This window comes from Nostoc sp. UIC 10630 (genome assembly GCF_010747425.1).
Classification (GTDB): Bacteria; Cyanobacteriota; Cyanobacteriia; order Cyanobacteriales; family Nostocaceae; genus Nostoc.
The window spans coordinates 1-10,169 of sequence record NZ_JAAGOG010000242.1; the positions used below are offsets into that span (position 1 = coordinate 1).

The 10,169-nt window shown below is 39.8% G+C and carries 13 protein-coding genes; 9 read left to right on the top strand and 4 right to left on the bottom strand.

Going from position 1 to position 10,169, the window contains the following annotated elements:
- Window positions 1–51 precede the first annotated feature (51 nt).
- The 8 genes from G1O98_RS33160 (at window position 52) to G1O98_RS33195 (ending at window position 6,911) form a co-directional block, all read left to right on the top strand.
- On the top strand, window positions 52–231 hold the full coding sequence (locus tag G1O98_RS33160; RefSeq protein WP_163937513.1) for a hypothetical protein: 180 nt from the start codon (window positions 52–54) through the stop codon (window positions 229–231).
- The gene (gene drmC / locus G1O98_RS33165; RefSeq protein WP_163937516.1) at window positions 231–1,028 is read left to right on the top strand and encodes a DISARM system phospholipase D-like protein DrmC; all 798 of its coding nucleotides are present in this window, start codon (window positions 231–233) and stop codon (window positions 1,026–1,028) included. The genes G1O98_RS33160 and drmC overlap by 1 nt, the downstream gene beginning before the upstream one ends.
- Before the next feature lie 7 nt (window positions 1,029–1,035).
- Window positions 1,036–2,889, top strand: coding sequence for a DUF262 domain-containing protein (locus tag G1O98_RS33170; protein WP_163937519.1), 1,854 nt, complete (start codon window positions 1,036–1,038; stop codon window positions 2,887–2,889).
- A gap of 95 nt (window positions 2,890–2,984) precedes the next feature.
- Window positions 2,985–3,614 carry a hypothetical protein gene (locus G1O98_RS33175; RefSeq protein WP_163937522.1) on the top strand — a complete coding sequence of 210 codons (630 nt, stop codon included), beginning with the start codon at window positions 2,985–2,987 and terminating at the stop codon, window positions 3,612–3,614.
- Window positions 3,615–3,699: 85 nt separating this feature from the next.
- On the top strand, window positions 3,700–4,053 hold the full coding sequence (locus G1O98_RS40390) for an EVE domain-containing protein (protein ID WP_202985842.1): 354 nt from the start codon (window positions 3,700–3,702) through the stop codon (window positions 4,051–4,053).
- Between the two features lie 41 nt (window positions 4,054–4,094).
- Entirely contained in the window at window positions 4,095–4,919 is an 825-nt protein-coding gene (locus G1O98_RS33185) for a GUN4 domain-containing protein (protein ID WP_163937525.1), read from the top strand.
- A gap of 244 nt (window positions 4,920–5,163) precedes the next feature.
- Window positions 5,164–5,916, top strand: coding sequence for a DNA-binding response regulator (locus G1O98_RS33190; RefSeq protein WP_163937528.1), 753 nt, complete (start codon window positions 5,164–5,166; stop codon window positions 5,914–5,916).
- Between the two features lie 362 nt (window positions 5,917–6,278).
- The gene (locus G1O98_RS33195; protein WP_163937531.1) at window positions 6,279–6,911 is read left to right on the top strand and encodes a hypothetical protein; all 633 of its coding nucleotides are present in this window, start codon (window positions 6,279–6,281) and stop codon (window positions 6,909–6,911) included.
- 246 nt (window positions 6,912–7,157) lie between these two features.
- On the opposite strand, the gene G1O98_RS33200 is transcribed toward G1O98_RS33195, so the two are convergent.
- Window positions 7,158–7,601 carry a hypothetical protein gene (locus tag G1O98_RS33200; protein ID WP_163937534.1) on the bottom strand — a complete coding sequence of 148 codons (444 nt, stop codon included), beginning with the start codon at window positions 7,599–7,601 and terminating at the stop codon, window positions 7,158–7,160.
- A 450-nt stretch (window positions 7,602–8,051) separates the two neighbouring features.
- On the opposite strand from G1O98_RS33200, the gene G1O98_RS33205 reads away from it, so the two are divergent.
- Window positions 8,052–9,074 (top strand): HNH endonuclease, encoded by a 1,023-nt coding sequence (locus tag G1O98_RS33205; protein ID WP_163937538.1) that lies wholly within the window; start codon window positions 8,052–8,054, stop codon window positions 9,072–9,074.
- A gap of 67 nt (window positions 9,075–9,141) precedes the next feature.
- On the opposite strand, the gene G1O98_RS39515 is transcribed toward G1O98_RS33205, so the two are convergent.
- The 3 genes from G1O98_RS39515 to G1O98_RS33215 all read right to left on the bottom strand — a co-directional run.
- The gene (locus G1O98_RS39515; protein ID WP_207794521.1) at window positions 9,142–9,357 is read right to left on the bottom strand and encodes a hypothetical protein; all 216 of its coding nucleotides are present in this window, start codon (window positions 9,355–9,357) and stop codon (window positions 9,142–9,144) included.
- A 104-nt stretch (window positions 9,358–9,461) separates the two neighbouring features.
- Window positions 9,462–9,656 (bottom strand): hypothetical protein, encoded by a 195-nt coding sequence (locus G1O98_RS33210; protein ID WP_163937540.1) that lies wholly within the window; start codon window positions 9,654–9,656, stop codon window positions 9,462–9,464.
- Between the two features lie 241 nt (window positions 9,657–9,897).
- Window positions 9,898–10,169, bottom strand: a 272-nt coding sequence (locus G1O98_RS33215) for a cupin domain-containing protein (protein ID WP_163937545.1), incomplete at its 5' end; no start/stop codon positions are given.

Sequence of the window (10,169 nt, forward strand, 5' to 3'; positions counted from 1 at the left end):
CAGTCTGTATATCTAGTTCATGCTGTTTCTCTTAACTCATAACGAGCAAAATTGCTGCGTGAACAGCTATTATGCAACGCCAGATTTTTACACGGATCTGCTTGTCATGGATGCTTACTGATCGCGGAAACTTCCTGCGAACGCCGCAATGAGTTTCTCGACCGAGCATTGGTTGTGGCTACTGTTGAAGGACTAGGAGCAGAATTCTTTCCAGATCAGGTACTTGTTTAATGGGTTTTCTCAACCTCAGTCGTCCAACCCTCATTAATTTGGCAGTCGCTTTAGAAACTGGCAGACTTTCCCCACCCTTTTCCACATCCAATGTAGCGAACTACATCCCTGCGGCTTTAAATCGAGACATAGTTGATGAACTCAACCGCCTTAATGTCATTGGCGTACATTCTCAGCATATTGCTTATACGCTGCGGCTTTTGGCAGAGGAACGAAGTACATCTCAAGCTGTGAGCGATCGCGTTGATTTGGTTTGGACTGGCCCAGAAATTGCTGGTTCTCAAAGCCGCGATACTGGTGTTGTTGTGCGCGAGTTGTTTAGCACTGCCAAAACAAGTGTTCTGATTTCTAGCTTTGCTATTGATAAAAGACAAAAAGCACGAGAGTTATTTATGGTGCTGGCAGAACGAATGGATTTAACCCCAGAATTAAATGTGCGTATGTTTCTTAACGTCAGCCGACCGCACAACAGTGAAGTGCCAACATCTACTTTGCTGTGGGAGTTTGCCAGTAGTTTTCGCCAAGATATTTGGCCAGGGAAAAGACTACCTGAAGTTTTTCACGATCCGCGATCGCTTACGGTGGGTGTGGAATCAAAAGCTTGTTTACACGCCAAATGTGTTGTTGTAGATCAGGAGCGTGTGCTTGTGACCTCTGCCAATTTTACAGAAGCGGCTCACGAGCGCAATATCGAAGCTGGTGTATTACTTAATGACCCAGTAACGGCTATTGCTTTGCAAATGCAATTTGAAAGCTTGGTTACAAGAAATATCTTATGTCGAATTCCTGGAGTCTGACTTTTTTATGTCTACATTTGATTCTACAAAAACAAGTTTAAAAGATTTACTAGATGACATTGTATCTGGTGAGATTCAACTGCCCGATTTTCAACGGGGGTGGGTTTGGGATGATGAACACATTCGTTCACTGTTAGTCAGTATTGCGCGTTCTTTCCCTGTGGGAGCAATTATGCTGCTTGAGGCTGGTGGTGATGCTAAGTTTAAAGCTCGGCCTGTTGAGGGAGTAGATCCAACACAAGCAACACTTGATAAATTGAAAAAGCTTATTCTCGATGGGCAACAACGGCTGACTTCATTAACGCAAGTATTAATATTTAAGCAACCTGTTCAAACCCGTGACTCTAAGAAAAAAATAGTACAGCGTTATTACTATATTGATATTGAAACGGCCTTATTAGGACCAGAACATTACGAAAGTGCGATTATTAGCATTGATGCAAATCGCATTCAAAAAGAAAACTTTGGGCGTGATGTCAAACTTGACCTCAGTACGCCAGAAAAGGAATATGAATGCTTCTACTTTCCTTGTAATCAAATTCTCAACACAGGTGCTTGGGAAGTTGGATTAAATAAGTACGATGCAAATCATGGCTCAAATAAATTGAGTCGCTATCTAGAATTTCGTACCCAAGTTATTGATGAATTTCGTTATTATGAGCTACCCATCATTGAACTCAATCGCAACAATAAGAAGGAAGCTGTTTGTCTTGTCTTTGAGAAAGTAAATACTGGTGGCGTTAATCTCTCGGTCTTTGAACTTTTAACTGCCACCTATGCTGCTGATAATATCAACTTGCGGGATGAATGGTTTGGTAATATTCAAGAAGGAATTGAAGGGATTCAACCGTACCTTAGAAAACAACGTTTATTACATGAAGTTGAACCGACAGAGTTTTTCCAGGGATTAACGCTACTGTACACTTTGGAAAAACGACGAGAAGACTTAAAAGCAGGTAAAACAGGCAAGCAAATAACAGGTGTGACTGCCAAGCGCGAAGCCGTTCTATCTTTACCTGTAGATGCTTTCCAAAAATGGAAACAACCTCTTGTGCAAGGTTACTGGAAAGCTGCAAAATTTCTACGTCAGGAATCGTTTTTCTCAACTGGCGATTTGCCTTATCGCACTCAACTTATCCCTCTTGCCGCAGTCATGGCATTACTGGGCGATCGCTGGCTGGAACCGAAAATCCACGACAAAATCGCCCGTTGGTTCTGGTGCGGTATCCTTGGCGAATTGTACGGCGGGGCAGTTGAAACTCGCATGGCTTTGGATATTCAAGAGCTTATAGACTGGATTGAGGACAGTGGGCACGAACCTGCAACTGTTCGGGATGCTAATTTTCAACCTGCACGTTTAGGGACTTTGCGTTCCCGAACTAGTGCTGCATATAAGGGTATCAATACCTTGATTCAACGTGAAGGTTCTCAAGATTTCTTTTGGAAGTCCACTATTCGGGATTTGGATGAAAGCGATTGGGAAGAACGCAGACTAGATATTCATCACATTTTCCCCAAAAGTTGGTGTGACAAGCAGGGTATTCCCGCATCTCGCTACAACTCTATCCTCAACAAAACTCCCATATCGTTTAAAGCAAATCGGATGATTGGCGGTAAAGCTCCAAGTGAATATTTGGTTCAACTTCAAAAGCATGACAGTGTTCAGCTAGACGATGCAGGTATGAATGCAATTCTAGCAACTCACCAAATCGACGCAATAACACTGCGACAAGACGACTTTGAGGGTTTTATGGCATCGCGTCAACGGATGATACTTGCCAAAATTGAAGCTGCTATGGGCAAGCCTGTATTGGCTGTGGATGATTCCGCATTCAATGATGTGACAGATGAAGAAGAATGATTGGAGATAGATTAACTTTGCACTGAATAATGCTGCTTTAACATTTACATCGCTTACTCTCTTACTGCATCTTTGACCTTTTAAACTCTAATAATATGCCATGTAATGCTTGGAATCACCCCTCAGATTGTAATTGTGGTTTTGGAGGAGATGTTGGTGTTTATATTCATGGAAATATATCTAGCTTACTTAATAGTAATGAAAAACAATGCAAACAATCAAAGGATAAAGTACAAGCAAAGACCTACCCAACCAAATGTAAGAAATGTGGGAAAACTGTTTATTATCATACAAACGGTAACGGAGATTCAGTTTTCTTTAACAGTTTAGGATATCCCTGGCAGGTACACGGTTGTTGGTATGATTATTGGAAAGAAGAAAAGGCGAATCGTAAAGAACTAAGTGCTTTATCCCAATCAGTAGAATACTTCCTCAATCCTCAAAACATAGCAGAATGTAAATATGGAATTCTTGCAGGTGCTGTGCGAGGTTTAGCAGGGGTATCCTCTGGAACTATTTTTCAAGATATCACTGAAGAGGGAATAGCACAATACATGAGTTTATCACTGAAAAAATTTAAAAAAGTGTATAGAGGACTTTATGTATTAACCCAATCAAGAGGAATACAGTTATTTCGTCCACAAACAAAAGTTAAAAAAAAGCTAAAGGTGAATAAAAATCAAAACGTCTTGCGTTTAGTTTCTATTAAACATAAAGATACTTGAAGCTTTACAAAAGTTAGAAGCAACTGCAAAACAACCCCAAATACTATCGCATCATAGATGGCATCCGCGATTTTGAGCAGATGCCGTGGCTTGCAACCCGCTATGCAAAGGACATGGTTGCTGGCGATGGAGTACCGAGAAAGGAAAAAGGAAGTCTGGGGATAAGGCGGGAATCTATGCAATTGCAGAGATTATTGAATCTCCCAAAATTATTGTAAACCCACCTGATATTGGCTATTGGATAGATACCAGCCGCATTGGTGTTAAACCTTGTGCAAAGATTCGATTTACCAGCAAGTTGTTAGAAAAGCCTCTCTTACGGGAAAACTTAAAACAAGACCCTGTGCTGAAAAATCATTCTGTGATTCGTCAGCCCAATGCTACCAATTACAAGATTACTCAGCAGGAATGGCAGTGTGTGCATGAGTTGAAAGGGTAGCTTAAAACTTATTTAATAGACATTATCTAAGATTAAATTTTATGGGAAAAGGAGATCACATTTATGTTGAACGCTACTATGGCTTTGTTCCATATACTCATCATGGTATTGATTGCGGCGATGGAAAAGCAATTCATTACTCAGGTACAGATATTTGTAAAATTCCTTTAAAGGATTTTAGCCAGGGTCAAAAAGTTTATGTTAAGCAATATAATAATTCTGACGTTTCAGATATTGTGATTATGCGTGCAGAAAGTAGAATAGGAGAACGCAATTATCACTTGGTTTTCAATAACTGTGAACATTTCGCTAATTGGTGTAAAATCGGAAAGGATGAGTCTGAACAAGTGATAAAACCTATACTTGATTTATTAGATTTTTTTAATTGGCGGCTTCAAGATCAAGAACGCCAATATTACAAAAATTTAATAGATAAACATAATGAGATACTTAGAAAAGTAAGTTATCCATTAAATAATGAACATCAAGATATTTCTAAAATCTTAAAAGACAACGCTGCCTTTAAACAAAATAGTTATCAAGTAGCTTATCAAGAACAGAGCGATTTTTTGCAACTAGAGGAAAACTCTCTTGTTACTGATAAATTTGATTACACAATACTTCAAAATTTGCTTGAAAATGGCTTTTGGCAAGAAGCTGATGAACTAACTTTCTATGCAATGCTTAAAGTGGTTAATAGAGAAAACGATAGATATTTTAGACCAGTAGATATTTCTAATTTTCCCTATAAAGACTTATTGATTATTGATAAACTCTGGCTAACCTTCAGTCAAGAACTATTTGGTTTTAGTGTCCAAAAAGCTATATATCAAAGATATGGGTTTGTTTTTATTGGATGCAATTAGTCAAGCGAAGCTCAATTCCCAAAATCCATCTTGAACTGAGCATTTGAATTAATCTAGAGCGGTAAAACTTGCTAGAGGTAGGTTGGAAGTATAGTATACTCTATTTGATATTTTCTAAGACGCATACGTAATTAAGCCTTTAGTCTCACCTCTCCAGTTAGTTTTGCCGTTCTAGATTAAACTAATATAATCTTGCTGTGGTTTAATATTTCTGCTCCCGGTTGTTTGTAGAAAGTAGTAATTTATGACAGGAACGCAACAACAAGAAATAATGGATTTACGGGCATTGAATTTAACACCCAAACAAATAGCCCGGAAATTGGGTATTAAAGTGTCAGATGTCAATGCAGCGATTCAAAATCAAGCACAGCAAACTACATTAGATAGATTGACAAAAGGAGAGCTAGACCCGGTATATCAGTGTTTAGCAAGCGAGAGTCTTATCCAATTGTTACCGAAAATCCCACCAGAAAACAGCATCAAAAATCTGCTGACAAAATTCCTACCTGTAAAAAACAATGATGATATTGATCGCGGTTTAGGATTGGTAGTGATTGCAAGAGTTGCTCGATACAATCAAATCACGGTCTGTAGTTATCTTTTAGATATATGGTGCTTAGGCGTTAAAGATACCATAGCACCACGCACAGTAGACAGGATAAAATTTAAAGAATTTACAGAATCACTATTCGAGCCATTTCCCGGAAAACCGCAAGAGGTTTCCCTTGAAGTTGCCCAAGGGATGATATTTAGTGCTTACGAATATGCAGAAAGCTTAGGATTTCAACCACACAAAGACTTTTCTAAATCGCGTTCGCACATCGGAGAATGGGATGGGAGTATATGTATTGAATGTGGTCGTGACGGGAAACCATTTTATGTGAATGGCCCCCACGATAACCCGAAAAAAATCATGGAAACATTGAAGAAAAGCAGGGGTGAAGGTAATTTTGATTTTCTGATTGGTTCAGAGCCTATTGAAAAGAATTTTTGGTAGATGCAATTAATTTGATTATTCTGTTGCGTCATTACGATGTTATCCAGGTTTGGAACACTCAGCGCAGTGAATAATTTCAGTTGCCTTGTGAGACTTTGGTATTGCGAGTACACCATTAGGTTGCAGCACTGTAAAAGCTTGGTCATCGCATTTATGGAACGTGTTTAAAGTTTTCCGAAATTACTAGCACCAAAGTGGTAGTAACTATCAGAATGCTTAAGTATAAATGACAGGGGAATATAGCCCCGCAAAAGCCCGGTCACAACGACTGGGTTTTTAGTAAGATATGATGTCTGCGGTGAGCGTAGCCATCCCTAATTTCAAATCTTCAAACGTCGTATTGGCAATAGGAAAATAAATCGATGGAAAATGCTACCAATCCAGATACCAATTTCGAGTGGCAATACACTAGCAAACAAGAAGGATACACTATCTATCAAAGCGGTAGTCATATCCGAGGGGATTTTATTCAAGTCTTCGTTCCTGATTCTCCTTACCGTGACGAAAAGGGAAAACGGAAGTTAATCACTTACCTGCATGGTTTCGCTTTATGTCTGCCGAAATTCTACGAAGCGCACTTAGAAGCCTTAGCCAAAAAAGGTTATTATGTGTTCTTTCCCGACTTCCAAAACAGTGACTATCCCGATGAGCTAGATCAAAACAAATTGATTCCTAGTCAAAACAAACGTCACCTATATTTTTGGTATCAAATGGTGATCGATACAATCACCCAAAGGAAAACACCATCAACCGAAAAATTTGTTCAACAAAAAAGAAAGGCTGAGGAATTTCATAGAATTCGGGAAGATGAGAATGAACCTAGCCCTCTAAAGTGCTTGATTATTGCTTTGGCTTTAGTGGTTATTATCTTAATTGTCAGACTTATCTACTTATTTAGTCCCGAATATAGCAAGAATCTCGTCAAATTGATTTCTACAGTTGGGTTAAGTCTTCTTTATGCCCTTCAGTCTGGATGGAAAGGGCGATTGGCCTAACTTCTGACTCTTGGCGAAAGCTATGCCAAGATAATCCCAAATTTGACGAGGTAGACTTCGATTTCTATATTTTCGGGCATTCTCTAGGAGGGTTGTTAGCCCTAAGCTGGCCTGCTTATATTACGGAAACTAAGTTTTCCCCAAAACAAATTATCACAGCCGATCCCGCTCCCAGTACCGAAATGGGTATTCCCCTTTGATTTAGTTATTTCTTGATATCCACATTCATAGAGGTTTTATCGGCAATTAATTTTTCTTATTCTTCTTGTACTGATTGAGTAAGTATTGGGGATTGCTGATATACATTTCTGTATAACCGCACTGCCCACAAATATATGCTGTTAATGTCCCAGTGTGAGTTCCTTTAAATATGAGCGCTTTTGGATTTTCGTAAATTTCTACTTGCAGATCCTTTTTAAACTCTTCTGTGTGGGTGACAATACGAACGTTTGGAATTATATTTTCAGAACCACATTTAACACACGCCAAAAGTTCAACTTCTTGTTGATCTGGATACTCGGCTAGCCCTGTTGATGTGACTAAGACTGGCTGACCTTTAATGCTAGAAGGAGCAATTTCGTCAACTCCCTGGAATGACTTGTCCTCGATTCCATCGTTTGAGGTACCACAATTCCAGCAGAAAGAGAAAGTTTCTTCATTCTGCTCATGGCATTTGCAACATTCCCACATCTGTATTACCTCTGCAAAACAGTTGACGTTAGATAAGTTTAAACCAATAACAATTTTACTTACATCAGTCGCAGTAAAAAGGTTAGAAAAATTGTTATTCGAGAGTTAATCTGCTATTTGCCGACTTAAAAGATATCAAATGCAGATTGATCCCTTTGATGAGCAGCGATCACTTTCTTTGTTCAATTCAAGCACAGAATACCGAAGCTAAAAACTGGCTCATATAATGCTGATTGCTGTATCCATAAAAAAACTACCTAAATAGTTAATAAAACAGCTAAACTAGCTCCATAGTTCAATTTTTAAATTAGCACAACCTAAATTTATAAATTCCTTACTATCTCTTTAAATATCCCTCTGAAAGTTCATGATTAATGCTGATGTGGTTCTTAGCTTTGGGGGGAGAAGCTGAACTAAATACAAATCTTCAAAACAACAGTTCACTAAAACATGGATTTCATTAACCAAGCACGAAATTTGGCGGATACGCTCAAAGATAAAGCGCAAGAAGCAGCAAATAATACAGCAAAGGGGATAGAAGGAGTAGTTGATGGAATTAAAAATACTGCTGTAGAGATTACTAGCTCAAGTATTAATGCGGTTAGTGATTTACCTGCAACAGCACAGCAGGGTTTTCAAGCTGTACAAAATATCAGTAAAGCATTTGAAACAACTGCTATTGGTGTGAGTACTTCGAGTCTGTCCATAGCCGAAGCATTGCAAAAGCTGCCTTCGACTGCGGCGGAATTAGCCGTAGAAATGCCCAAGATTGCCAATAGATTCAGGTATCGTGCTGGTCTAAGAGTAGGAGATTTACCTCGCTCTGACGCAGATATAATGAAGCTTTTTGAGAAAATTCCCGGTACATCAAAGCTTGGAGCTAACGAACGGACTATCCGTGAATTCTTAAGCGATAAACATGGTAGCCATATCATTCCACGCTCTCAAGGTGGCTCAAATGGTGCTGACAACATCCTGTGGGAAGTGGGTGTTGATAATCTGCGTCGCGGAGCCAAGGTTATGACTGTTGGGGAGCAGTTTTATATTCGGGTTTACAATGCCGTAGATTCTATTGTCAGCAATTCTGGAACAATTGCTAAGTTGGGGATTACTGCTACAGGAACCGCTATTCTCACCCAAGTTATAGTCACAGCGATTTCATACTCCTTGGATCTTTATCGGGGCGACATTACTGTTGAAGAGTATAAAAATTTAATTGTAGAAGCTGCAAAAGCAGCAGGCATTGCGACATCAATTGTTTTTCTGATCTTGGTGGCTGTATTAGCGTTATTTCCAGAATTTACAGTTGTATTATCTGCACCAGTGGTTATTGCAGGTTTCAATGCCTTATTTGGCATGAGTATTGCGATGCCGATAGTACAATCGCTACTCCGTCATGCTCAAGCTGGTGGTTTTGGCACAGAAACTGCTGATGCTTACAGAAATGCGCTTGGTGGATCTGCGCCTGCTTGAAATCTGCGACAAATTTTAACTAGAGTGCTGGTTTTAGCTTCAAGGCTAGTTTCGTTTGTCTTGACAGCTAATCATACGTAAATAACTGAACATTGTTACAATCTCTACATTTCCGTGTCCGCAGCTTTTCACCTTCTCCCCACACAGCCCCATCAGCACGGAAATACACCCACTGACTTACTGATTCTCCAACGGTACGACCCCAAACAAAATTTTGTGAACCGCAGATATGACATGGCGTTTCTTGTGGGCTAAAGTTTTTGTGATTCGGTTGATTGTTCATGAGCTTCCCCCGATAAATTCTGAGTGCAATCTTCAGCAGCTATTGGGCCAAAGTGCGATCGCGATCGCTTGACATTGAATTACCGATTTTTCCCAATGATAATTTTATTTCCAACAATCATCACCGTAAAAGACTTTCTGTTGTCCGTTGGCTAAAAATCTCGCGCACCATCCATTTCTAACATGCCATCTGTCAACAGCAATTCCAGTAAGCATGACAACTACTGCACTGAAAGCTATGGCTAACCCAATACGCTGCCAACGGAAGTTGTGTTTGTTTTCTTGAGTTTTCATCTGCATGGTAAATTTGTGGCTGTTCAGTTATGCACCGGGGTGAACTAGTTTTTTTACACCGTTGTGCTGGTAAGGCAATGTTGCTGCCTGCTGGATATTATTGGTGGATGATAGCTAGAACATCCATTAATGAGGATGTTCAAGATTAACCTTGACAACTTTGTTATTTTTTTTGCTCGGATTCAGGCAGTGTCAAATTCAAAATGCCATCTTTATGAGAACTACAAAAAGCATCCTGCAATTATTGCTAGTAGGGACTCGGAGCAGGTTCTCCCAAACTGTTAGTCCAGATGTCGTCTGGTAGCGATCGATCGCGGTGACACACCCGATCAAGGTCAGAATACGTGATTGTGTCTACTGCCGCTCGGTTGCCGACTACTAGGCATCGCGTTGCCTTGGTGCTGCGATTCTCAAGGAAGTGACCTACCGCCACTCCTGCTTTAAAAGTTGCAGCGTCGCCAGGACGTAATACAGTCTTTGTGTCTCCTTCAATGAGCGTGATCTCGCCTTCGAGGACAT